Source organism: Streptomyces sp. NPDC043738 (assembly GCF_056436545.1).
In genome coordinates, this window is the sequence record NZ_JBWKCJ010000001.1 from 497,814 (window position 1) to 521,037 (window position 23,224).

The 23,224-nt window shown below is 67.7% G+C and carries 22 protein-coding genes, 2 tRNA genes and 2 pseudogenes; 13 read left to right on the forward strand and 13 right to left on the reverse strand.

Annotated elements, in window-relative coordinates; genetic code table 11:
- Nucleotides 1-39 precede the first annotated feature (39 nt).
- A complete protein-coding gene (locus AC0680_RS02170; RefSeq protein ID WP_478624172.1) occupies nt 40-453 on the reverse strand; it encodes a hypothetical protein in 414 nt (137 codons plus the stop codon).
- A gap of 47 nt (nt 454-500) precedes the next feature.
- Here AC0680_RS02170 and AC0680_RS02175 point away from each other — a divergent pair, with 47 nt between their 5' ends.
- Nucleotides 501-986: a hypothetical protein gene (locus tag AC0680_RS02175; protein WP_478624173.1), complete on the forward strand. Its 486-nt coding sequence runs from the start codon at nt 501-503 to the stop codon at nt 984-986.
- A gap of 128 nt (nt 987-1,114) precedes the next feature.
- On the opposite strand, the pseudogene AC0680_RS02180 reads toward AC0680_RS02175, so the two are convergent.
- Both AC0680_RS02180 and AC0680_RS02185 read right to left on the reverse strand, forming a co-directional pair.
- Nucleotides 1,115-1,489: pseudogene (locus AC0680_RS02180) on the reverse strand (IS110 family transposase); the annotation flags it as partial.
- Between the two features lie 398 nt (nt 1,490-1,887).
- A complete protein-coding gene (locus AC0680_RS02185) occupies nt 1,888-2,505 on the reverse strand; it encodes a TOPRIM nucleotidyl transferase/hydrolase domain-containing protein (protein WP_478624175.1) in 618 nt (205 codons plus the stop codon).
- Between the two features lie 408 nt (nt 2,506-2,913).
- On the opposite strand from AC0680_RS02185, the gene AC0680_RS02190 reads away from it, so the two are divergent.
- Together AC0680_RS02190 and AC0680_RS02195 are read left to right on the forward strand one after the other, a co-directional pair.
- Nucleotides 2,914-3,153: a hypothetical protein gene (locus tag AC0680_RS02190; protein WP_478624177.1), complete on the forward strand. Its 240-nt coding sequence runs from the start codon at nt 2,914-2,916 to the stop codon at nt 3,151-3,153.
- Nucleotides 3,154-3,331: 178 nt separating this feature from the next.
- Nucleotides 3,332-3,589, forward strand: coding sequence for a hypothetical protein (locus AC0680_RS02195; protein WP_478624179.1), 258 nt, complete (start codon nt 3,332-3,334; stop codon nt 3,587-3,589).
- 359 nt (nt 3,590-3,948) lie between these two features.
- Here the strand turns inward: AC0680_RS02195 and AC0680_RS02200 are convergent, their stop codons facing one another.
- From AC0680_RS02200 to AC0680_RS02220, 5 genes are all read right to left on the reverse strand, one after another.
- Nucleotides 3,949-4,392 (reverse strand): hypothetical protein, encoded by a 444-nt coding sequence (locus tag AC0680_RS02200; RefSeq protein ID WP_478624180.1) that lies wholly within the window; start codon nt 4,390-4,392, stop codon nt 3,949-3,951.
- A gap of 137 nt (nt 4,393-4,529) precedes the next feature.
- Nucleotides 4,530-5,630, reverse strand: a complete 1,101-nt coding sequence (locus AC0680_RS02205; RefSeq protein ID WP_478624182.1) for a PP2C family protein-serine/threonine phosphatase — start codon at nt 5,628-5,630, stop codon at nt 4,530-4,532.
- A 204-nt stretch (nt 5,631-5,834) separates the two neighbouring features.
- The gene (locus AC0680_RS02210) at nt 5,835-6,845 is read right to left on the reverse strand and encodes a DUF2278 family protein (protein ID WP_478624183.1); all 1,011 of its coding nucleotides are present in this window, start codon (nt 6,843-6,845) and stop codon (nt 5,835-5,837) included.
- 39 nt (nt 6,846-6,884) lie between these two features.
- Nucleotides 6,885-7,862 (reverse strand): endonuclease/exonuclease/phosphatase family protein, encoded by a 978-nt coding sequence (locus tag AC0680_RS02215; protein ID WP_478624184.1) that lies wholly within the window; start codon nt 7,860-7,862, stop codon nt 6,885-6,887.
- Between the two features lie 141 nt (nt 7,863-8,003).
- On the reverse strand, nt 8,004-8,696 hold the full coding sequence (locus AC0680_RS02220) for a haloacid dehalogenase type II (RefSeq protein ID WP_478624185.1): 693 nt from the start codon (nt 8,694-8,696) through the stop codon (nt 8,004-8,006).
- Between the two features lie 83 nt (nt 8,697-8,779).
- Between AC0680_RS02220 and AC0680_RS02225 the strand changes: the two genes are divergently transcribed.
- A complete protein-coding gene (locus AC0680_RS02225) occupies nt 8,780-9,337 on the forward strand; it encodes a CGNR zinc finger domain-containing protein (RefSeq protein ID WP_478624187.1) in 558 nt (185 codons plus the stop codon).
- Nucleotides 9,338-9,511: 174 nt separating this feature from the next.
- On the opposite strand, the gene AC0680_RS02230 is transcribed toward AC0680_RS02225, so the two are convergent.
- From AC0680_RS02230 to AC0680_RS02245, 4 genes are all read right to left on the reverse strand, one after another.
- Entirely contained in the window at nt 9,512-9,700 is a 189-nt protein-coding gene (locus tag AC0680_RS02230; RefSeq protein ID WP_478624189.1) for a hypothetical protein, read from the reverse strand.
- A 177-nt stretch (nt 9,701-9,877) separates the two neighbouring features.
- Nucleotides 9,878-10,123, reverse strand: a complete 246-nt coding sequence (locus AC0680_RS02235) for a hypothetical protein (protein WP_478624191.1) — start codon at nt 10,121-10,123, stop codon at nt 9,878-9,880.
- Between the two features lie 85 nt (nt 10,124-10,208).
- Nucleotides 10,209-11,072 (reverse strand): acyl-CoA thioesterase, encoded by an 864-nt coding sequence (locus tag AC0680_RS02240; protein ID WP_478624193.1) that lies wholly within the window; start codon nt 11,070-11,072, stop codon nt 10,209-10,211.
- Nucleotides 11,073-11,123: 51 nt separating this feature from the next.
- Nucleotides 11,124-13,637, reverse strand: coding sequence for a DEAD/DEAH box helicase (locus AC0680_RS02245; protein WP_478624194.1), 2,514 nt, complete (start codon nt 13,635-13,637; stop codon nt 11,124-11,126).
- A 623-nt stretch (nt 13,638-14,260) separates the two neighbouring features.
- On the opposite strand from AC0680_RS02245, the gene AC0680_RS02250 reads away from it, so the two are divergent.
- On the forward strand, nt 14,261-15,052 hold the full coding sequence (locus tag AC0680_RS02250) for a metal-dependent hydrolase (RefSeq protein ID WP_478624196.1): 792 nt from the start codon (nt 14,261-14,263) through the stop codon (nt 15,050-15,052).
- Nucleotides 15,053-15,208: 156 nt separating this feature from the next.
- Here the strand turns inward: AC0680_RS02250 and AC0680_RS02255 are convergent.
- A pseudogene (locus tag AC0680_RS02255) lies at nt 15,209-16,228 on the reverse strand (ABC transporter ATP-binding protein); the annotation flags it as partial.
- Between the two features lie 45 nt (nt 16,229-16,273).
- On the opposite strand from AC0680_RS02255, the gene AC0680_RS02260 reads away from it, so the two are divergent.
- The 8 genes from AC0680_RS02260 to AC0680_RS02295 all read left to right on the forward strand — a co-directional run bounded on the left by AC0680_RS02260 (nt 16,274) and on the right by AC0680_RS02295 (nt 23,214).
- A complete protein-coding gene (locus AC0680_RS02260; protein ID WP_478624198.1) occupies nt 16,274-17,920 on the forward strand; it encodes a recombinase family protein in 1,647 nt (548 codons plus the stop codon).
- Nucleotides 17,921-18,507: 587 nt separating this feature from the next.
- Nucleotides 18,508-18,571, forward strand: a tRNA-Cys gene (locus AC0680_RS02265).
- Nucleotides 18,572-18,703: 132 nt separating this feature from the next.
- Nucleotides 18,704-18,778 (forward strand) — tRNA-Leu (locus tag AC0680_RS02270).
- A 175-nt stretch (nt 18,779-18,953) separates the two neighbouring features.
- Nucleotides 18,954-19,157, forward strand: a complete 204-nt coding sequence (locus AC0680_RS02275; RefSeq protein ID WP_478624473.1) for an HNH endonuclease — start codon at nt 18,954-18,956, stop codon at nt 19,155-19,157.
- A gap of 164 nt (nt 19,158-19,321) precedes the next feature.
- Nucleotides 19,322-19,648: a hypothetical protein gene (locus AC0680_RS02280; RefSeq protein ID WP_478624200.1), complete on the forward strand. Its 327-nt coding sequence runs from the start codon at nt 19,322-19,324 to the stop codon at nt 19,646-19,648.
- Nucleotides 19,649-20,828: 1,180 nt separating this feature from the next.
- Entirely contained in the window at nt 20,829-21,110 is a 282-nt protein-coding gene (locus AC0680_RS02285) for a hypothetical protein (protein ID WP_478624201.1), read from the forward strand.
- 17 nt (nt 21,111-21,127) lie between these two features.
- Nucleotides 21,128-21,577: a phage terminase small subunit gene (locus AC0680_RS02290; RefSeq protein WP_478624203.1), complete on the forward strand. Its 450-nt coding sequence runs from the start codon at nt 21,128-21,130 to the stop codon at nt 21,575-21,577.
- Nucleotides 21,578-21,588: 11 nt separating this feature from the next.
- A complete protein-coding gene (locus AC0680_RS02295) occupies nt 21,589-23,214 on the forward strand; it encodes a terminase (protein WP_478624205.1) in 1,626 nt (541 codons plus the stop codon).
- Nucleotides 23,215-23,224: the final 10 nt, after the last annotated feature.

Below are 23,224 nucleotides of genomic sequence, written 5' to 3' on the forward strand. Positions count from 1 at the left end.
CCATGATGCCGGATGCGGCATGTCCCAACGGAACGACGTCTAGGACGTGGTGATGACGGCCAGCCGAAGACGACTGACGTTGCCGAAGTCCTCCGCCTGGACTTCGACGGCGGAGTCGTCGAAGCGAAGGGTGAAGCAGGGGTCCGCGTCGATGAGCTGTGTCAGGGTTTCGTAGGCGTCGTGGTCGAGGGGAGGCGAGATCACGGCCTCCCACTCGCCCGCGCCGGCGCTGGCCGTCACCCTGACTGGAATGTGGGCCAGGCGGGTGTGCTGGTTGGCCCACCACTCCAGATGCGCCGTCGTCTCGTCACGCTCCATCCCGTGAGCGTAAGCGCTGGTACGCCCGACGGAGCTGCTCATTGCTCTGGTGGCGGTGGCGGTGGCGGTGGCGGTGGCGGTGGTGGTGGTGGGGGCGGGGGAGGGGGCGGGGGGTGCCCCTATGTCTTTGGTCAAGGGAAACGAGGGTGCGGTGGGTCGGTGAGCCGGGGCAGCATGGCGGGGTGGCTGATCTGCTGTGGGATGACGTGAAGCGGTTCTTCGACCCGGACTTGATGGGGTCGTTGCCGGACGTGCGTGTCCCGGATGCCTCGGTGGAGGACTGGCAGGCGGTCCTCGATCTGGTCGTGGAGAAGGGCTGGAAGTGCCAGTACTTCGAGGGAGAGAGGGTGCTTCCGGTGCCTCGGGCGGAGGCCGTGCTGTCCCGTCCGGCGGATGCCGAGTGCCCGGCCCTGCGGGTCTGGCCGGCTGCCGATGTGTTGGCGATCTTTCGTTTCCATGCCGATGATGAAGTCGACTTCGACGTCGACCTGCGGGAGTTGCAGGGCCAGGAGCGACTGGATGTGTTCTGCGGCTTTCTTCGGGAGATCGGGCGGCGGCTGGGCAAGCCGGTGCTGATGGACCCGGAAGGCGACTCCGGTCATCCGGTGATCGGCTTCGACGTCGAGGCCGATCGAGTCGTTCTCCTCGCATACCCGCAGGGCAGGTGACCGCGGCCGACCGCTGCGGTTCGTAGAAGGTTCCGTCGCGGAGCATCGCGTACAAGACGTCGGCCCGGCGCCTGGCGAGGCGGAGCAGGGCCTGGGTGTGGTGCTTGCCTTGCGCGATCTTCGCCGGCGATCGCCCGCAGCGTGTGTGGCATCGCGCGGGCCGCGTCCGCGATGATGAACGCGTCCTTCGCGTCGGTCTTGGCCTCGCCCGGGTAGAGGTCGGCGATCCGCCGCATCGTCAGCCCGGCCAGATAGGCGACCGGGCAGCCCATGTCCCGGGCGACCGCCAGCGGCAGGGCCCCGATCGAGGCCGGCTGGCCGCCCACGACCAGTACCGTTCCGTGCTCGGCCTGGAGTTTCGCGAACAGCTCGCGCAGCTTGGGCTCGGTGTTGGGCAGGCGCTTGTCGAACGCCTTCTTCCCGGCCGGTGGGACGGCGGTGGCGTGGTGTTCGCCCTGGCCGACGTCCAAGCCGAGGAAGACGTCGATGTCGCCGGTGTCGATCACGTGCAGGCCCCTGCATCACGCCCTCGTCCGGCCTTGCCTGGGCACCGAGCTGCCACATCCACGTTACGGAGAGCTCTTCCGGCTTGGGTGAAGCCGGTGCTCAAGCCCCTCATCAGCGGTCCGTCGATGCCTCGGGACCCGGTGACACCACCCCCGGATCATGAACAACAGGAGGGGGAGTCATGCCGGACCCGAAGGCCAGAGGCCCCATTGCGGAGCCACGAAAACGGTAGCGGGGGGAGAGACAGGCGCCGGGTCGGAGCGGCTGCGGCTGCCGTTCTTGGCTGCGAGCGACAGGCGTTGTGGCTGAAGCGCGCACGAGCGGTTGCCGCTCGCTGCGGAGACCCCGGGCTCGCCGTCCGGATTCTTCTGCCGAGATGGGCATCGCCCGGCGGTCAGAGGCTGGTGAGGAGGCCGTCGAGTGGGGCGGGTATGCGGTCGGGGTCGAGGGCCTCGACGAGGGCCCGGCCGTAGTGGATCTTGCGCCCCTTCTTCGTGCCGAGGAAGCGCCGCAACTGCTGTTGTGGGGTGCGGTCCTGCTGTGCGGGCTGGCGCAGGAAGGTCTGCAGGGCGCGCAGTTCGCCTTCCGCCCGGACGAGCTCCGCCACGCGTGTTGCGCCCAGCGCGCGGACGAGTTCGTCCTCCAGGTCCGCCGCGCAGACGAAGAACTCCTGCTGTGCCGCACTGGCCCGCTCCAAGCCGCGGGCGTAGTAGCGACGCTCCGCCTCGTCGCACAGCCCCGTGAGGCGCAGGCCCAGGCCGGGGGGCCCGAGGAGGCGGGCGAAGCGCCCGACGTTCATCGCGCCGCCCATCGGCAGGACGCAGACTCCTTCGGCAGCCAGGTTCCGTCCGCGGCCCGCGGCCAGCGCGCTGACCGCCGCGGCGTCGCTCGGCCCTTCGAGCAGGACGACTGCCCGGACGGGCAGTCGCGCGGCCAGCTCGCGCGCGGGGTCGCCGGGGCCACCGGCCGCCCACGCCGTGACCGCTTCCCGGAACGACCCCATGTCAGTCATGGGACGAGTCTCCGCCCTTTCCGGCCAGCAGGGTAGGGAATTTCCGCCGGTGCGTCGATCGGCGGAGAGCCGTCGGGACCCGACGGTCCGAACCGGCCGCGACGGTCCGAACGTGGGGTCTGTCAGTGGTGGGTCCTATGGTCTCCGCTCATGGGATTCTTTGGATCTTTCGTGACGGCCCGGACCGACAGACCTCTGACGGAGTTGCCTGCGATGAACCAGGCGGGCGGCGAGATGTGCTGGTCCGCCCAGGATGGTCTGTGGCGGATTGTGCAACTTCATGGCGGTGGAAGGCCTGCGGACTCCCTCGTCCAGGAGACCCGGGCTCCGGTGCTCGTCGCTCATGTGTTTGACAGTGATGTGGCGGCGGTAGAGGCGACGAGCCCGCAGGGGCAGAGGTGGGAATGCGTGCTGTCACCGCAGACGGCGCGGGACTCCTACGGAGCTCCAGAGGAGGTGATCGAGCGGAACGCGATGGCGGCCGGGCCCGCGGTGGCATGGGCAAGAGAAGCCGGCCGCGCACCTGATCCGGACGCGGTGGCCGCGGTACTCGCGGCCGAGGCGGACCCGCTCGCGGAGGACCTGGTGACGGAGTTGATGCGGGCTCTGGGGTTCCGCTTCGCAAGTGGCTCGGGTGCGGCCGGCTGATCGTAGGCCTGTCGGCGACCGACCTTCGGCGGCCGTGGGGCAGGCCGCCAGGCTGCCGGCTCGCCGCTGTTCGGCAGAAGCAACCGTTGCGGGCATGCGGTGGTCCTACCGGGCGTCGTGTTCGGAGGGCCGGCCTCTGGCGACCCGTAGCGGCAAGGCGACTGGAAGGGCGTAGTCCATGGAGTTCGATCCCGGCCTCTGCCTGGACGTACCGAAGGGTTTCGACGACAGGGATGCCGAGAGTCAGGTGCATCCCATGGCCAGGAAGCTCTTCCCGGCGACCACTGCCGCGGAGGCCTTCGGGAAGGCCCATGAGTGGGTGCGGGAACACGACGTCTTCCTGGTGGATGTCTCATGGGACTTCACGCACGATGAGGACGAGCCCTACACACTGAGCATCTATTTCACGTTCGAGCTGGACCCCGAGGACATCTGACCGCGGCTGCCCAGATGTGCCTGAACCATCCGGGCCTGCGGGCCGGGTGTGCCGCGGGCGGTTCCGCAGGACGGTGACCACGGCGCCCTGGTCGGTATCGCCGCCCGCGCCCTCTCGTACTCACGACGGGACGGGCAGGGTGCGCGGGAGCCGGGATTCATGGAGACAGCACAGTGGAAGGGCGGCTGACGCTGCGTGTGTTGACATGGAGCGCGTGGTGGCGGTCGCCGAGCTGAGATCCGGAGCAGGACCGCTGGGATCCGGGTCAGGACCAGCGGGCTCCCGAACAGGTGCTACGGGTCGGTCGTACAGACCCCCTTGGTTCTGCGCCCTTGGACGCCTGACGACCGGAGCGGCTGTCACTGGTCCACGGTGGTGCCGTCGGGCCTCCGTCCGAAGGCGGCCTCGAGAACGGCGGGGAGGTCTGCCTCGGGGACTGCGGCGCGCACCTCCGCCAGTACATGACGAAATTCGTCATCGTCGATGACACCCAGGTACTCCTGCCGCAAGCGGTGGACGACCTCGACCAGCTCGGGCCGCAGCCGCATCCAGGCGCGGGAGGTGCGGACCTCTTCCTCGACCTGGTCCATGAACCACCGCATGACCTCGTACGGAACGTCCAGGTGTGGCTCATGAGGGTGGAAACACAACGTCGGCTCCCGTGCCGGGTCCTCGTCGGGGACGATCGCGGTCACGAGATTGCGTTGCCCTGCCACGAGATCCAGTTCCAAGTACCAGGCGTCATCGGGTACGGAGTACATCGCGGTGATCGCGTAATCGCCGTTGGGGTGCGGGAAAGGCATGGCCGCATGCTGTCACGTCCGTCCGGCGGCAAACCGGCCCCAGCCGCCGGCTGCTCCTCTCCCGACTTCGGCGGGCTGCCGGTGCCGAGCGGCCCCCGCCCCCACACCCTGCGGCGACACCCTTGCTCGTTCGCCGGTCAGGTGGGGCGGGAAGGGCGGCGCCGGGTGACGGCCAGGATGGCCATGTCGTCCTCGCGGTCGCCCTCGGTCCAGCGGCCGACGTCTTTGGTGAGGGCATCGACCAGCGTCTCCGGATCTTTGAACGACCTGCGCAGGCGTTCTGAGCGGACCGGGTCGTAGAAGACCCCCCGCCTGTCCCGCGCCTCGGTGACACCGTCGGTGACCAGCAGCAGGGAGGCGCCGGGCGGCAGTCGCAGCGTGTCGACGGATACGGGGCCGGGGGGAGCGATGTCGCCGAGTCCCACCCCGAGAGGCAGCTGTGGGGCGGTCGGGTCGAGCCGTACGAACTGCCCGTCGTGCACCAGGTACGGAGGCGGATGTCCGCGGTTCACCAGGCTCAGCACCTCGCCGTCGGCGGACACCTCGACCAGTACCGCGGTGGTGAAGCCCTCCGTGGAGGTCACCGGGCCGCCGCGGGCCGCTGCCCTGGCCATCGCCTCGTCCATCCGCTCTCCCAGCGTGACCAAGGTGGGGGCGTACTCGGCCTCCTGACGGAACGCTCCGATCGCCACCGACACGGCGGCGACCGCCGCGATGCCCTTGCCCCGCACATCCCCGATGATCATCCGCACCCCGAACGGCGTCTCCTGCACCGCGTAGAAATCACCGCCGATCTGTGCCTCGGCCTGTGCCGCCGTATACCCCGCGGCCACGTCCAGCGGCCCGACCTGCCTCGGCGGGTGCGGGAGCACCGCCCGCTGGACCGCCTCCGCGACATCCCTGGCCAGTGCCAGATCCCGCCCCTGCCGCACTATGAGCCGGTTGACCCCGAGAGCCAGCACGCCGATCAAGCCGACGACGGCCAGATCGACGAGCAAGGGCGTCGCCGGGCGTCGGCGTTCGATGTCCACCGCCACCGAGACCACGCAGGTGACACACACGACGGCGAGCGCGGAGCGGAAGGAGAGCGTGGCGCCCGCGACGAGCGGTGCGGCGGCCAGCAGCGGGAGTCCCGTGTACGGCTCGGGCGCGACGAGGTCCAGCAGCACGCCGATCGTGAGGGCCAGCGCCGCGAGTATCCACGGCACCTTCGCCAGCGTGGGTTGCAGGACTTTCACGGTGCGTCTCCTGACGGGTGCGCGGGTGCCCGCTGCCCCCGTAGCCACTGCCGCCTCCGCCGTCGCGCCGGACGCCCCCGAGGCCGCCGACCGAGCCGAGACCGGACCCGCGGCATCGGCGGGCGCACCGTGGTGCGGCCCAGCGCGCCCGCCCCGGGATCACCCACAACGCATCGAACGAAACGCGAAACGCACCTTCCGATGTCAGAAGGAGACGGTCCAGCCCTCGCGCTGGGCCTGTTCCTCGGTGTACGAGACGCCGTCGACCTTGAGCCCGGCAGGGTCGAGGAGCGTGATCGACCCGCCGTGGTTGCCGAGTTGGAATTCGTTGCCACCCGCGACAGCGAGGGTGGCGCCGGCGGTGAGCGGCTGCGCCGGCAGCGGCAGCAGGTGGTCCTGCTGGTCGGCGAGGCGCCAGCCGTCGAGGTCGATGGTGACCGGGGAGGCGTTGAGGAGCGTGACGGTCTCGCGCTCGGGTGCCTGCCCGGCGGGGTTGACCAACGCGGCCAGGATGCGCACCGAGGCGTCGCGCGTGACGGGCCGTGCCGGTGCGGCGGTGAGGGGGTGGCCGGTGCGCTCGTCGGTGTGCCATACCTGGGACTGGAACGCCAGGAAGACGGCGACCCAGCGCGCTTCGGCGGGGAAGTGCAGCAGCAGCCCGCCGTCCTGCCAGACTCCGTTGCTGGAGCGGAACTGTCCGCTGCTGCCCTGGTTCATGTGAATTTCGTGGACACCGTTGCCGGGCAGGAAACCGAACACCTTGTCAGGTTCGTTGCGTTCGGGCCCGTAGCGCTCTCCGAAGAGATAGATCTCGGTATTCGAGTCGGCGATGGCTCTCTCCACGTGGTGGTCCAGCATGTCCTCCAAGTCGTTGTCCAGGCCGGGCAGATCGGGCGGCAGCGACCGTACCGCGTCCGGAGGAAAGAGATTGCCGCGGATGAAGTCCAGGCCGGCCGTGCCCGGCTGCGACGCCAGGAGATTCCATCCGCTGCCGGCCGCGGGCAGCTGCCCGGTCACTGGATGGCGGAAGTTCTCATCGGTCACGAAGAGCAGATCGGGCGGACGCTGCTGGGACTTGACGTTGACCGCGGCCCGGTAATGCGTGCCGGCGTCGTCGGTGAGGTGCATCTGGTAATGCGGGGTCTCATCGGGGGCGCCCTCGCGGCGCCGCTCGACGACCCGGCAGGCCAGAACTCCGTAGTTCTTCAGTGGCATTGGTCATCACTCCGAAGCGAGAAAGGCGGCCGGCAGCGGCTAGAAATCGAGAACCACCCAGGCGGGGTCGTGATCGGAGCCGTCACCGCCGTGCCGGGTGCGCCGGTCGATGTGCGAACTCTTGTGCTGCGAGGTGAGGCTCCGGCTCAGCCAGATCTGGTCGAACAGCTCGTAATGGGCATTCTGTCCGGCCGCCTTGAACCGATGGGTCCACGACCCCGAAGCGGGTGGCGGCGGATTGTCGGCCTTGGGTGCGCGGGTCTCCTGCGGATGCGCGAGTGCCTCCGTCAGACCCAGCTGCTCAGAGGTGGCCAGCGGGGCGAGGGTCGGCGCGTCCGGGGAGTCGTTCATGTCCCCCAGCACGATGAAACGCCCGTCGGGGCGGGTGCGTGCGGCGACTATACGGGCGATCGACTCCGCCTGCCGGTGCCTGCGGGCATCGGCTGCGGCCTTGCCCTCCTCAGGGTCCACCCCGTGCTCGACGAACTGACTCTTGAGGTGATTGTTGAAGAGCGTCAGCAGACGCCGGTCGGTGTCGTGTGGATCCAGGATGTCCACTTCCAGTAAGTCCCGGCTGAATACTCGCTCGTCGGGCGCCTCGGGGTGGAAGGTGTGCTGCCATGAGGTGACCGCACCCACCGGGAATTTGGAGAGCAGGGCCAGATCGATCAGCCGGGGGTCGTTGCCTTCGATCAGCGAAAGAAACCTGTAGGCATTATCAAGATGTTGAGCGGCGAAGTATCGCAGCGTGTCGATGTCCTCGACCTCCTGAACGGCCAGCACATCGAGGTCCATCGCCTTGATCCGCTCGGCGATCAGCTTCTGCTCCGCGGGGTCCTTGCCCTTGACCAGCTTGCCTTTGTAGGTGCGGACCCGCACTTTCTCAGGGTCGTCGAACACATACTTTGAGGTCAGCTCGCCGTCGGGTCCGACCGGCTGGATCTGTGCAATCTCCGCCTGGAAGTTGAACCGTGAAAAGAGATTGTTGAGGTTGAAGGTTCCCACCGTGACATCCATGCCGACCTCCACGATCAGCCGTGTCGGCCCAATTACCTTGAGCGTAACTCGCCCGGTCCGGCACGGAAAACGGAAGGAGTCGCCGGCAATGCGGCAGGAGTGGGTGCGGTATGCCCGCTCGGCGGGGCGCGGATCGCCCGGCTATTTCGCCGTCAGCGCGGTGACCAGTTCGTCGAGTCCGTCGCACCGCCAGTCGAAGACGTCGGAACGCGTCGGCGGGTCCCCGGCCGGTCGCCGGACATACGCGGTCCGCATGCCCCGTGCCTGAGCTCCGCGCAGGTCCCAGGCGTGCGCGGCGACCATGAGGATGCCTTCTGGTGGACATCCGGCGGTTTCGACGGCGAGCTGGTAGACCTCCGGTGCCGGCTTGTAGGCCAGGACCGCTTCGCCGGACAGGGCTTGATGCCAGCGCAGTCCGGCATGTGCGTCGAGTCGCAGCAGGGCGGTACGGCCGGCGTTGGAGAGGCCGAGCACGGGGAAGTGCCGCGCGAGCCGGTCGAGCCCGGCGACGGAGTCGCTCCAGGGCGGCAGTCGCTGACTGGCTGTGGCCAGCCGGGCGATGGCTGCCGGATCGGTGAGTCCGGCATGGCCGGCCACCCGTTGAGCGGCCTCCCTGTCGATGATCTCGGTGTTGGCGTACGCGCGGTGCCCTTGCGCCATGCGTTGCTGCTCGACCTCGACATGCTGCTGCCACAAGGTGAGCAGCTCGTCGACAGCGGCCTCGTCGGACGCGGGTGCGGCCTCGCGGATTGCCGCCCGAAGCCCGCCGGGTTCGTCGACCAGTGTTCCCAGGACATCGAAGACGACGGCCTCGATGCCGCGGCTCTCGCCCACGCTTCCTCCCGTTCGCACTGGCCGTCACCATCTCAACGGGTGACGACGTTGCCATTCAGTGCGTCACCGGTCAAGATGGTGACGTGGATTTCGCATTCGTCAGCGGCAACCCGGCCCTTGATCTGGCCGGCACCGTGCTGTCCCGTCGAGACGAGCCCGTCGACGCCCTGGCCGCGCCCGCGGACCTGGAGCGGTGGGTGGCCGAATGCGAAGAGCTCCCTGGCCGGGCTACCGCCGACTTCGCCGCCTTCGAGTCCGCGCTCTCACTGCGAGAAGCGCTCTACCGGCTTGCGCTCGACCGCGTGCTCGATCGGCCCTTCGATCCGGGCGGCCTCGAGATCGTCAACGACGCGGCCGCCGGGCCGGTGCCCACGATCAAGCTCAGCGACGCGGGACTGGAGATGTCCGGCGACCTGCACGCCGCACTCTCCCAAGTGGCCAGAAGCGGCATCGCGCTGCTCGCCGACCCCCACGCCCGTCTCAAGGAGTGCGGTCGCGCTCGCTGCACTCGTATCTATCTCGACCGCTCGCGCGGTGCCCGGCGCACCTGGTGCGGGATGGACGAGTGCGGCAACCGCGTCAAGGCCGCGGCCTACAGAGCGCGCAGACGAGCTGCGGCCGTAGGCGAGCCACGGCGGTAGGGGAGGGACGCGGGTCCGGGGCGAGTCCGCTCCGCGCTGACCGCAGTCGTGCAAAACCGCGAGGCCGAGTCCACGCCCGTGGTCTCGACCTCGCGGTCCCCCGTCTTCAGACAGCTCGACTCATGGCGTCAACTCATGGTGCCGGCCGCTGCGAAGACGGTGTGATCCTCGTCGTCACTTACTGGATTCGATGGCGGCGTTCGCGGCGTGTTCGGTGACGCTCGCCGGTGCGACGAGGCCCCACACATGGCCGATGAAGGTGAAGGCCTGGTCGGCGGCGGGTCCGGTGGTTGCCTGGGCCGGGGTGGCGAGGACCCCGCAGAGCGCGATGGTTCCGAGGATGACAGTGGCGACTCGGCGCATTAACTATCCCTTTGTGCAAGGTGGTTGGTATGTCCGGCGACAACTTTCCCCGCCTGCGCGCCGATACGCCGACGGTCCTCCTTGTGGGTGGTGAGGAAACGATCTGTCAGCCGATCGCGGCGACGGCGATGGACATGGAGATGGAGAAGCCGACGGGGCAGGGTGCGCAGGCGCCCGTCACGCCAGCGGGCCCTCGACATCCCGCCGGTTCGCCACAGCAGCCCGGGCGATCGTGGACAGCGTCAGCGCCCGCTCCCTGTCGACGACCAGCCAGCCCTTCTCGATGAGGGACTGAAGGAGGGGCCGGACCTCGTCGCCCATCTCGTCCGCCAGGTCGTCGTCGGTGGGGGAGCGGTCGGCGCGGACGAGGGCGGCGACGTGGAGTACGAGCGCTTCCTCCGCCGCGGTGATGTGGAAGTCCATGGGACGAGCGTAGGCAGCCGGGCCGCGCGCCGCGCGCCGGGGCGGTCGGCCACCCGGGCGACGGAACGAGCCCGCCGGACACGTCCTACAGGGCTCTGAACAACCCCTCCTGCACCACCGAAACCAGAAGCCTGCCCTCGCGGTCGTAGATCCGGCCGCGGGCCAGGCCTCGGCCGCCCGTCGCGATCGGGGACTCCTGGTCGTAGAGGAACCACTCGTCCGCGCGGAACGGACGGTGGAACCACATCGCGTGGTCGAGCGAGGCCATGTCGAAGCCGCGCGGCCCCCAGAGCGGCTCGACCGGGATGCGGACGGCGTCCAGCAGCGTCATATCGCTGGCATAGGTGAGTGCGCAGGTGTGGACGAGCGGATCGTCGCCCAAGGGGCCGACCGCGCGCATCCACACCGCGCTGCGCGGTTCCGCACCCTCGATCTCGTCCGGGGTCCAGCGCAGCCGGTCGACATAGCGGATGTCGAAGGGCTGCCGGCGCGCCATCCGCTCGAACGCCTCGGGCAGACCGCCCAGGTGCTCGCGGACCTCCTCCGCGACCGTCGGCAGGTCCTCCGGGCCGGGCACCTCCCGGCGCATCGGCAACTGATGGTCGAAGCCGGGTTCCGGCTTGTGGAAGGAGGCGGTCAGATTGAAGATCGTGCGTCCTTCCTGGACGGCGACGACCCGGCGGGTGGTGAAGGACCGCCCGTCGCGTACCCGCTCGACCTGGTACACGATCGGCACCCCCGGACGGCCCGGCCGCAGAAAGTAGGCGTGGAGCGAGTGGACCGGGCGGTCACCCTCCGTGGTCCGCCCGGCGGCCACCAGCGCCTGGCCCGCCACCTGGCCGCCGAAGACCCGTTGGAGGCTCTCCTGCGGGCTGCGGCCCCGGAAGATGTTCACCTCGATCTGTTCGAGATCCAGCAGATCGACCAGCCTCTCGGCGGGATTGGTCATGACCGGTGGCCCTCCGTCGCGTCCTCGACGGCCTCGGGTGAAGCCGTCGTCCTACAACTGACCCACATCCGTGACCCGCACCACCGCGCGTCCCTCCTCGTCGGAGGCGGCCAGATCCACCTCCGCCGAGATGCCCCAGTCGTGATCACCGTTCGGGTCGGCGAAAGTCTGCCGCACCTTCCACAGCCCGTGCTCGGCATCCTCCTGGATCTGCAGCAGCTTCGGGCCGCGGGCGTCCGGACCCGTGCCCAGCTCCTCGTACTCGTCCCAGTAGGCGTCCATCGCCTCGCCCCAGGCGTCCGCGTCCCAGCCGGACTCGGCATCCATCTCGCCGAGCTCCTCGACCTTGTCCAGCGCCGCCAGCTCCACCCGCCGGAACATCGCGTTGCGCACCAGCACCCGGAACGCCCGCGCGTTGGCCGTGACCGGGCGGACCTGATCGGCTCGCTCCTGCGCCTGGTCCGCGGTCTCCTCCTCGGGGTTGGCGAGCTGCTCCCACTCGTCGAGCAGGCTGGAGTCGACCTGCCGCACCATCTCGCCGAGCCAGGCGATGATGTCCTCGAAGTCCTCGGACTTCAGATCGTCCGGCACGGTGTGGTCCAGCGCCTTGAACGCGCTCGCCAGGTAGCGCAGCACGATGCCCTCGGTGCGCGCCAGCTCGTAGAAGGACGTGAACTCCGTGAAGGTCATGGCGCGTTCGTACATGTCGCGGATGACCGACTTCGGCGACAGCGGGTGGTCACCGACCCAGGGGTGGCTCTTGCGGTACAGCCCGTAGGCGTGGAAGAGCAGCTCTTCCAGCGGCTTGGGGTACTCGACGTCCATGAGCCGTTCCATGCGCTCTTCGTACTCGACGCCGTCGGCCTTCATCTGGGCCACGGCCTCGCCCTTGGCCTTGTTCTGCTGGGCGGCCAGGATCTGCCGTGGATCGTCCAGCGTGGACTCCACGACCGAGACCATGTCCAGCGCATAGGACGGCGACTCGGGGTCGAGCAGGTCGAACGCGGCCAGCGCGAAGGTCGACAGCGGCTGGTTGAGCGCGAAGTCCTGCTGGAGGTCGACGGTCAGCCGTACGATCCGGCCCTCCGCGTCCGGCTCGGAGAGCCGCTCGACGATCCCGCCGTCCAGCAGCGACCGGTAGATCGCGATGGCCCGCCGGATGTGCCGGAGCTGGTTCCTGCGCGGCTCGTGATTGTCCTCCAGGAGCTCCCGCATCGCGTCGAAGGCGTTGCCCGGCCGGGCGATGACCGACAGCAGCATCGCATGCGTCACCCTGAAGCGGGAGGTCAGCGGCTCGGGGTCGGAGGCGATGAGCTTCTCGAAGGTGTTCTCGCCCCAGTTGACGAAGCCCTCCGGCGCCTTCTTGCGCACGACCTTGCGGCGCTTCTTGGGGTCGTCGCCCGCCTTCGCCAGCGCCTTCTCGTTCTCCACGACATGCTCGGGGGCCTGCGCGACCACGAAGCCCGCGGTGTCGAAACCGGCCCGGCCGGCGCGGCCGGCGATCTGATGGAACTCCCGCGCCCGCAGCGTCCGCACCCGCGACCCGTCGTACTTCGTCAGCGCGGTGAACAGCACCGTGCGGATCGGGACGTTGACGCCCACGCCGAGCGTGTCCGTACCGCAGATCACCTTCAACAGGCCCGCCTGTGCGAGCTTCTCGACGAGCCGGCGGTACTTCGGCAGCATGCCGGCGTGGTGCACGCCGATGCCGTGGCGGACGTAGCGCGAGAGGTTCCGGCCGAACTTGGTGGTGAACCGGAAGTTGCCGATGAGCTGGGCGATCTCGTCCTTCTCGGCACGCGTGCACATATTGATGCTCATCAGCGCCTGCGCCCGCTCCACGGCGGCGGCCTGGGTGAAGTGCACGATGTAGACGGGGGACTGGCGGGTCTCCAGCAGCTCGGTCAGCGTCTCCGTCATCGCCGTGGTCCGGTACTCGTACGACAGCGGCACCGGCCGGGTCGCCGAGCGCACCACCGCCGTCGGCTTCCCCGTGCGCCGGGTCAGGTCCTCCTCGAAGCGCGACATGTCGCCGAGCGTCGCCGACATCAGGATGAACTGCGCCTGCGGCAGCTCCAGCAGGGGGATCTGCCAGGCCCAGCCGCGGTCCGGCTCGGCGTAGAAGTGGAACTCGTCCATCACGACCTGGCCGATGTCGGCGTCCTTGCCGTCCCGCAGCGCTATCGAGGCGAGGACCTCGGCGGTGCAGCAGATGACCGGCGCGTCGGCGTTGACCGAGGCGTCGCCGGTGAGCATGCCGACGTTCTCGGTGCCGAACAGCTTGCACAGGTCGAAGAACTTCTCCGACACCAGCGCCTTGATGGGTGCGGTGTAGAAGGTGACCTGGTCGTTGGCGAGAGCGGTGAAGTGCGCACCGGCCGCCACCAGGCTCTTGCCGGAGCCGGTGGGGGTGGACAGGATGACGTTCGCTCCCGACACCACCTCGATCAGCGCCTCCTCCTGGGCAGGGTAGAGCGAGATGCCCTGCTGCTCGGCCCAGCCCGAAAAGGCTTCGAAGAGGGCATCGGGGTCGGCGTCGTTCGGCAGATGATCGATGAGGGTCACGCCCCCATACTGCCTGCCTCGGGCCCGGATCAGGGAACCGGCGACCGGAAGAGGGATCTGCCGAAGATCGCCGAGGTGGTACCGCACCCGTCGCGGGGCCGCGCCCTTGCGTCCAAAGCCCCGGCCGGCTCGCCCCGGAATGCCGCTCCTTCTGCTCTGACCTGCGCAAACGCGGGCGCAAGGAGCTGTTGCCGGGGGACTGGCCGCCGGAGCGGACGGGGTCCGGGCGCGGGCGGGAGGCTCCTTCGTGCGGCTCCGGGGCCGTCGGCGGCCGCGGCACTCACGAAGGCATCCGTGCAATGCCTTCACGTTCCGTACATGGCCGTGGACGTGCTGTCGTTGCCGCTGGTCCCCGCGGTGCGGTGCCGAGGCCGCGACGTGGTGGAGATCACTCGATGCGGGGCGGGCGGGGTGTCCGGGGGAGATCACGGCCGGGTGGGGGAGGCCGGGCCGAGGCGGGAGGGCAACGGCACCCGAAAGGGGGTGGGGGACCGGGTCACCCGGTCCTCGTACGGAGATCATCTGACGCTACGCTGAGTCGCCGACCGGGCGTCAGAGGCGCGGTCACCGAGCGCGCGGCGCACAGGACACGCGACGCGGCAGAACAAGGGGTGGGAACGACCATGATGGGACCGGCGCACTCGCTGTCCGGGGCTGCGGCCTGGCTGGGGGTGGGCGCGGCGGCCGCGGCCACCGAGCATCCGATGCCCTGGCCGGTGCTCGTCTGCGGAGCGCTGATATGTGCCGGAGCGGCGCTCGCCCCGGACCTCGACCACAAGTCCGCGACCATCTCGCGGGCGTTCGGGCCGCTGTCGCGGATCCTGTGCGAGGTCGTCGACGCCCTCTCGCACGCGGTCTACAAGGCGACCAAGATGCGCGGCGACTCCAACCGCAACGGGGGGCACCGCACGCTGACCCACACCTGGGTGTGGGCCGTGCTGGTCGGCGGCGGGATGTCGCTGCTGGCGATGCAGGGCGGGCGCTGGGCCGTACTCGGCATCCTCTTCGTCCATATGGTGCTCGCCATCGAGGGGCTGCTGTGGCGGGCCGCCCGGGTCTCCAGCGATGTGCTGGTGTGGCTGCTGGGCGCGGCCTCGGCCTGGATCCTGGCCGGGGTGCTCGACCAGCCGGGCAACGGCGCGCACTGGCTGTTCACCGAACCGGGGCAGCAGTACCTGTGGCTGGGCCTGCCCATCGTGCTCGGCGCGCTGGTCCACGACATCGGCGATGCGCTGACCGTCTCGGGGTGCCCCGTGCTGTGGCCCATCCCGATAGGCCGCAAGCGCTGGTACCCGGTCGGGCCGCCGAAGGCCATGCGCTTCAAGGCCGGCAGCTGGGTGGAACTGAAGGTGCTGATGCCGGTGTTCATGGTGCTGGGCGGGGTCGGCGCCCTGGGCGCACTCGGCTACATCTGACGCCGGCCGTATCCGGCGTCGGCTGATTCCGGCCTCGGTCATCTCTGGCGTCGGCTGTTTCTGACGGACGCGCCGTGGTCGGCCCGCACCATCCGCACCGCGGCGCCGCACCCCGGTTCCCCCGGTGCGCCCCGCCCGATGCGTCCGGCCCCCGCGTCACCCGTGCCAGGACCGCCACAGCGCCGCGTACGCCCCCTCGGCCGCGACCAGTTCCTCGTGGCTGCCCAGTTCGCTGATGCGGCCGTCCTCGACGACGGCGATCACGTCGGCGTCGTGGGCGGTGTGCAGGCGGTGGGCGATGGCCACCACCGTGCGGCCGTCCAGCACCCTGCCCAGGGAGCGTTCGAGGTGGCGCGCCGCCCGGGGGTCGAGGAGCGAGGTCGCCTCGTCGAGGACCAGCGTGTGCGGGTCGGCGAGCACCAGGCGGGCCAGGGCGATCTGCTGGGCCTGGGCGGGGGTCAGGGTGTGGCCGCCCGACCCGACCTCCGTGTCGAGGCCGTCGTCCAGGGCCCGGGCCCATTCGGCCGCGTCCACCGCGCCGAGCGCCGCCCAGAGTTCGGTGTCGGTCGCTCCCGTACGCGCCAGCTGGAGGTTGTCGCGCAGTGAGCCCACGAAGACATGGTGCTCCTGATTGACCAGGGCCACCTGCTCGCGCACCCGCTCGGCCGGCATCGCGGAGAGCTCCGCCCCGCCCAGCGTGACGCTGCCCCGGCGGGGACCGTAGATTCCGGCCAGCAGCCGGCCCAGTGTCGACTTGCCGGCGCCGGACGGTCCGACCAGCGCCAGTCGGCTCCCCGGGCGGATCCGCAGCGACACCTCGCGCAGTACGTCGACCCCGGCGCGGTAGCCGAAGGTCACGTCGTCGGCGTGGACGTCACGGCCGTCGGGGGACCGCCCGGTGTCCGCCTCCTCCGGTTCGATCTCGCGGACGCCGACGAGCCGGGCGATGGACACCTGGGCCACCTGCAGTTCGTCGTACCAGCGCAGGATCATGCCGACCGGTTCGATCATCATCTGCGCCAGGAGCGCCCCCGTCGTCAGCTGCCCCGGGGTCATCCAGCCCTGGAGGACGAAGACCCCGCCGAGCAGCAGCACCGCACCCAGCAGCAGCACATGCGTCAGGTCGATGACGGGGAAGAGCACCGAGCGCAGGAAGAGCGTGTAGCGCTCCCAGGAGAGTCACCCATTTACAACTCGCCGTGTTGGTGGGACTCTTGGCTGGTGGAAGCACCCGAGACGCTCATTGATCTCTTCTGTCGCAAGTCGGCAGCCCGCGCCGCTAAAGGGCGCCGTGAGATTAGTATCCGCGCGCAGGAAGCCCGTGGGCGCGCCATCGCTGATGAGCTGGGCCTCACTGTCCGGCACGTGTGGCGCGAGGTGGGCAGCGCAAGCCGGTTCCGGCGTAGCAAGAAGGGACGTACGGAGCAAGACTCCGCCCTCAGCGCGCTGGAGAAGGGCGAGACCGGAGCGCTGTGGGTCTACCGCCTTGACCGATGGGACCGGCGGGGAGCCGGCGCAATTCTGCGGATCATCGAGCCTGAGGACGGACGCCCAAGGCGACTTCTGTTCGACAACGGCGACCCGGATAAGCCGGGTATCGGGCTGGACAGCACGAACCCTCGGGACCGCAAAGAGATCATCCGTCGCGCTGAGGATGCACGCGAGGAAACAGAGATTCTCAGCGAGCGTGTGAGGTCCACCAAGACGCTACAGCGAGAAAACGGGGAGTGGGTCAACCACAGTGCGCCGTACGGTCTCCGCGTCGTCCTGGTGGAGAAGGAAGACGAAGACGGGGATATCGTTGTCGAACGGAAGCTAGCCCGGGACCACGACAGCGCCGGAGACCCTGATGACCCGTCGCGCACCAAGGCTCAGGTTGCTCGGGGAGTGTTCGTCACTCTGCTGGTGGCTGAAGGGCTCTCCGGGAGGGCGGCTGTACGCAGGCTAAACGGACGCGGCATCCCGTCGCCGTCGGGAGGGGAGTGGGCACACGCGACACTCCGGGACATGACGAACAACCCTGCGTACGCCGGGTGGCAGACCACAGGCCGGCAAGATAACAGGTCAGTGCGCATGCTGTACCGGGATGCAGCAGGTAACAGGGTGAGCGTCATGGCGGAGGACGATCCGCTGGTCACCGACGCAGAGCAGAAAGACGCCCAGCGCGCGCTGAGGGGGCACCAACTAGGAATTGGCAAGCCTGCGGACGGGGCGGCACACGACACACGCCCTAAGCATTTGCTGACGGGCTTGTTGAAGTGTGCGGGGTGCAATGGGCCCATGCCGTACAGCGGAACGGGGTACCGGTGCTGGAAACCAAGGTCCGGTAAAACGTGCCCGGCCCCTGCAAGCCTGGTTAAGCATCTTGCTGAGGGCTACGTGCATGGTGCTTGGGAAGCCCGGTTGACCAACAGTGAACCGGATGACCCGCTGATTGCCGTGGTGGCGGAGCGATGGGCCATGAGGGTGCACCCCGAGGCGACAGCGGACTCCGCGGCAGCCATAAAGGCACTCACGGCAGCGGAGGCGGACCTTGCTCGGGTGTGGGCGGACCGAAAGGCGGGACTGTACGAGGGACCGTCAGCGGGGTTCTTCGCGCCTGCACTAAAAGAGGCCAACGAAGCTGTCGTGGCAGCGAAGAAGGCTGCCGAATCAGCCGTTGGCCGGCGGGGCGTGGACATTACCTTCCTGATGGACACCGAGCTGTGTGCTGAAGCGTGGAAGGGTGCCAGTGCTGCACTTCGCCGAGATCTTCTTGGCTTGGCAATCGATACCGTGACGGTGTCTCAGGCATCGCACCGTGGCGCACGATTCAACGGTCGGGACCGAGTTCGAATCAAATGGGCAGATGTGGATGATAACGAATAGGTAACGAGTCCTGGGGTGTCGGAGCGGGCAGCGCGGAGAGGCGTCGTCCGCTCTTGTCTCTGTGAGTAATAAAAAGCGTCGCTTGGTTACTCTTTGTTATAACTGTAGTGACGAAGTGACGGTTCTTAGGTACTTCCCAATCAACCTATACATTTTTCTTCTTCTCTTTTCTGTAGGGGTAATCCGGAAGTTGCCTCACTTCGTCACTTCGTCACTCATCCTGGCGCCCGCCCTCCCCGCTGCATGGGACTCACTCCCTAGTACATAGGTAGAGAGGCGGGGTTACCGCGCACACACTCTTATGACTCGCGGCGGTCCGCGTACCCGCCTCTCTCTCTATTCGCCAACTGTGCTCCCCACCCTCTCCCGTGGGTTGAAGCGCGTTGGCCGGCGGCACCCCAGGTGATACGCGTAAGACCCTATGGGGCCGTGGGCTGGGGTGCCGTCTAAGACTGCTGCGCGTCCCGAGAGGGTCACCGCGTAGTGCCCGTGGGCCGGAGGCTTGAACACTCCCCACGCGACGGGCTACATAAGCAGGGGCGTCCCGTGCGTGACTGATCAGCACGCGCCCGAAGTAGGCAACGCAAGGGTAGCTCAGTGGCCCAAAGCACCCGACGCAATCGGGGGACGCTGGTTCGAATCCAGTCCCAACAAAGCGTTGTCGCTGTCCGACGGAGGGACCCGGGCAGCAATACGGCCCCTGGCGGTAATCCGCATTAACACCAGGGGCCTTCCGTAGCCGCCATGTTGGCTTCGGCACGTTCATCGTACTTGACGTTCCTCGCACGCGTGGGCAAACGGTAAAGCCGCTCGGCTTAGACCCGAGAGATTTTGCAGGTTCGAATCCTGCCGCGTGTACTTCAACAACTTCACGCTGGGAGGCCCCGTGCGTACGTGCATTGAGTGCAAGTCGCGGGCCACCCACAGGGGCCGTTGCCGCGCTCACCACGCTGCCTACGAGGCGCGTCCGGCGGTCAAGGCCCGACGCAAGAGGCGCGTAATCATAGCCGCCGGCAACGACGCTGCAGCGGACATGCGCAAGGCCCTTCGCAAGGCCGGACATGCCAACTGTGCGCGCTGCAGGCTCCGTTACGCCGCTTCGGCCTTGGACGTGGACCACATCGTCCCGCTGTACAAGGGTGGTACGGACACCGCAGGCAACGTCCAGGCGCTGTGTGGGACCTGCCACCGGCTTAAGACCAACGAAGATGCCGGCTGTACGAAGGCGCCTTTCTAGGGAGAGATCGTGCATGTAACCGTGGTTCTTGAGAACGGTTCTACGGGCGAACAAGCACGCGTAGCCACAGCATCCGGCGCAACTCCCGAGGAACTCACCGAGCAACTCGCGCTCGTGCTCATTGCCCTTGCGGGCGAAGTCAATTACGCCCTTTAGGAGCTTTCATGGCACGCACAGCAATCACCGCTACGCAGTTCACCCGGGACGGCGCCACGCTGCCCGCTGGTGTGGCTGGCGACGCTGTCAACGGCAACTCTCTTACGAACGACGGCGCTACGGGGCTCATCATCGAAAACACCGGGGCGACCACGCGTAACGTTACGTTCACCGTGTTCGCCACAGTGGATGGCCTTGCCGTTACTCCGCGCACGGAGAGCATCCCCGCTGGCGCGACTCAGGGCTTTGGCCCTTTCCCAGTGGCGACCTACAGCGCTTCCCTGCTGATCAACGTGGACAACGCAGAGCTAACCCTCTCTGCTGTGCGGGTGTGACCCCGTAGGCCTCCGAGGAGCCCCTCACGCGCGTTGCAGGCCCCCATGCACCCCGCGTAGCCCCCTACGGCCCCGTGTAGGCCCCCATGAGGGCCCAACCGGGCGTGCACCGGGCCGCCTTAAGGCTCCGTAGCGACAGGCCGGCACGCGAGCACGCACACGTATTCAGCAGCGATGCACACGTGAGTGAGGTGAGCGCATGAGTGGTGGATGGCAAGGTAGTAACCGTAAGCGACGCTTGCCCAGGAATTGGCGACAGATCGTAGCCAATGTCAAGGCTCGTGACGGTCATCGGTGCACGCGCATGAGCGCTGAAGGCCTTCGATGCACGAACGTTGGCACTGATGTGGATCACGTCAAGCCTGGTGATGACCACTCAATGGCCAATTTGACCTTGCTCTGCGCTGATCACCACGCGCAAAAGTCGTCCAGAGAGGGCAATGAAGCCCGCTGGAAGCACCGTCAGAGGCGGCCAGATGAGCGTCATCCAGGCATGAATTTAGCCCCGGGCACGCAAATTTGACCCCCTCCCACCACCCTGGGGGGTGACCCCCTCCCCGGGTGATCACAGGCCCCGGGAGGTGCTGCGGCTCGACTTCTGTACGGGTCTGGGATCTGAGGGCCCCAGGAAGGCATGCAGGTCAACGCCTTACGGCCTACCGCAGACTGCCTGGCAACCGGGCTCAACGAGCACCCCAACGCCTCAGTCGGCCTCACAGAGCCGCGAAAGCGCTAACTCGCGCCAGCACAACCCCCTACGAGACCCTGCAGAACGGGGTCAAAACAGCCCCTGACCAGGTAGGATGTACCCATGACGGACCGTCGATGCAGCCATTGCGGGGACCCGATCCCTGCTGCAGCGCGATCGCACGCGAAGTACTGCGGTAAGTCTTGCAGGGTCATGGCGTCCCGATCGCGGACGAAGGCCCCTAAGCCGACCGCCCCTGCAGCTGCAGACGTGAGCGCCCCTCAGGCGCCCTCTGCTGGCCTGGAACTTCCTACGGCCCTTACCCGCCGACCCCGCTGGGTCCGTCGCGCCGTTTCCAAGTGCCCTCTCACCGCTGCTGGTTCACCGGCTTCCGCGTCAGATGACTCTACCTGGGCGACGTACGCGGAAGCTGCGGAATCCCGCGCTGGCGCCGGCCTTGGCTTCGTCCTCAACGGTGACGGCATTGTTTGCGTGGACATTGATCACTGCATCGCCGATGGCGTGCCCAGCGCTGAGGCAGAGGCTTTCCTTGCTTCGCTGCCTGACACGTACATCGAGATCTCTCCGTCCGGCGACGGCCTTCACATCTGGGGCCGTGGAATGGTGCTGACTTCCCGCAAGTTCCGCAACGGCGACATGCAGGGCGAGATCATCGGTGCCCGCAAGTACGCCACCGTGACCGGTCGCCGGTTCCGAAATTCCCCGCTGACTCTGGCCAACATCGCCGCTCAGGCAGGGCCGCTTATCTACTGATCCAAAGGGGGTGACCGATGGCCGGCAGAGGCCCCGCCCCCAAAGACCCCGCCAAGCGGGCACGCCGTAACGGTGATCCGGTCTCACAGACCACGCTCCGCGCTGAGGTTGTAGAGCCTCCGGCCCTTCCCGCGCGATACGCCGAGTACCCGGAAGTCGCGGAGTGGTGGGAAACATGGGTGAACTCCCCGCAGGCTGATCTGTTCAGCTCCACTGACTGGCAGTACCTGCGGGACACGCTCCCGCTCGTCAAGGCCTACCACTACGACGAAAACGGCCTTAAGCACGCGGGTGAAATCCGCCTTCGCGTCGCCCAGTTCGGTGCGACTCCCGCGGACCGTGCCCGCCTTCGCATGACATTCGCCCAAGCCGACGAAGCAGACCGTAAGCGCCCCGCAGGTGAGACCGGTGAAAGCCGTGCTCGTTACGGGGGACTTCGCGCTGTCCAGGGAGGCCAGACCCAATGAGGTGAGCCGCCGTGCCGTTCAAGCCTGAGTACCCGGGCGAAGTGCCCACCCTTGGATGGCACGTCCTCGACTTCATCTCCAGCATGCTCGCTGCCCCGGATAAGGGGGAGTACGAGCCGCTGATTCTGACTCCGGAGCAAGCGCAGTTTGTACTGAACTGGTACGCGCTTGACCCGCTGACCGGCCGCCGGCAGTACCGCCGCGGAGTGCTCTCCCGCCCGAAGGGGTGGGGTAAGTCCCCGATCCTCTCCGCCATCGCATGCGCGGAGGCCCTGGCCGGCGTTGTGCCGGATGGATGGGATGCCAACGGTCGCCCGGTAGGCAAGCCCTGGCTGGCAGTCCGTACGCCCCTCGTACAGGTTGCTGCCGTTTCTGAGCAGCAGACGGCGAACGCGTGGGGCCCGTTGCTGGAGATGCTCCGGCTAGGGCCAGCCCTTGATCACTTCGATATCGAGCCGCTTGACTCGTTCGTGAACCTTCCCCGCGGGCGCATCATGCCCGTGACATCCTCCGCGTCTTCCGCCGAAGGTGCCCGAGCTGTGTTCGCGATCATGGACCAGACGGAGGAGTGGAAGCAGGGCAACGGCGGAAAGCGGTTCGCCGAGGTGATCCGCAAGAACGCAGCGAAGATCAACGGTACGACGCTGGAATCCCCGAACGCCTTTACTCCGGGGGAGGGTAGCGTTGCCGAAGAATCCGCCGCGTTCTACAAGAACATCCTTGAGGGCCGCGCGCTGGACAACGGGCTGTTGTACGACCACAGGGAAGCCCCCGCGGACACCGACCTGGAAGACGAGTTGTCCGTTATGAAGGGCCTAGCTCAGGCCTACGGGGACAGCGCAGACGTTAACGGTGGGTGGGTTGACCTCAAGCGCCTTGCTGCTGAGCGCCTTGACCCCGCGATGCCGCCGCAGATCTTCCGCGCGTACTTTCTCAACCAGATCACCCATGCATCCGATTCATGGTTGAGCGAACCGGAGTTGAAGGGTATCGCCGCACCTGACGCCGTGATTGAACCTGGTACATCCATAACCCTTGGGTTCGACGGCTCACGCAAGCGCGTGCGCGGTGTCGCTGACGCTACGGCGCTGGTGGGTTGCCGAGTAGCAGACGGTCACATATTTCACCTGGGAGTCTGGGAACAGCCTGAGGGGCTGTCCGGTCGTAACTGGGAAGTGCCCAAGTCCGAAGTGCACGCAGCAGTCGCCGAGGCGTTCAAGAAGTACAACGTTGTTGGATTCTTCGCGGACCCTGCCCGTTGGGAAACAGATGTGGGTGAGTGGGAAGCAAAGTACCTCTCCAAGCATCTCGTAATCCGTGCTAGCCAGGCACACCCAATTGAGTTCTGGATGAACGGTGGACGTGCGGTAACCATCGTGCGCGCCACCGAGAAACTGCATAACGCGATCGTTGATCGTGAGATCACGTACGACGGGTCGCATGTCCTTACGCGGCATTTTCTGAATGCCCGTCGCCGGCCCTCTCAGAAGGGTCTCCAGATCGCGAAGGACTTCCCCGATTCTCCCCGAAAGATCGACGCCGCCGTTGCGGCAATTTTGGCGTATGAGGCGCGCTCTCACGCTGTTGCTAAGGGACTCACCGGCAAGAAGAAGAGTCGCCGAGTGACCCGACTTTAACCGCCCCGGG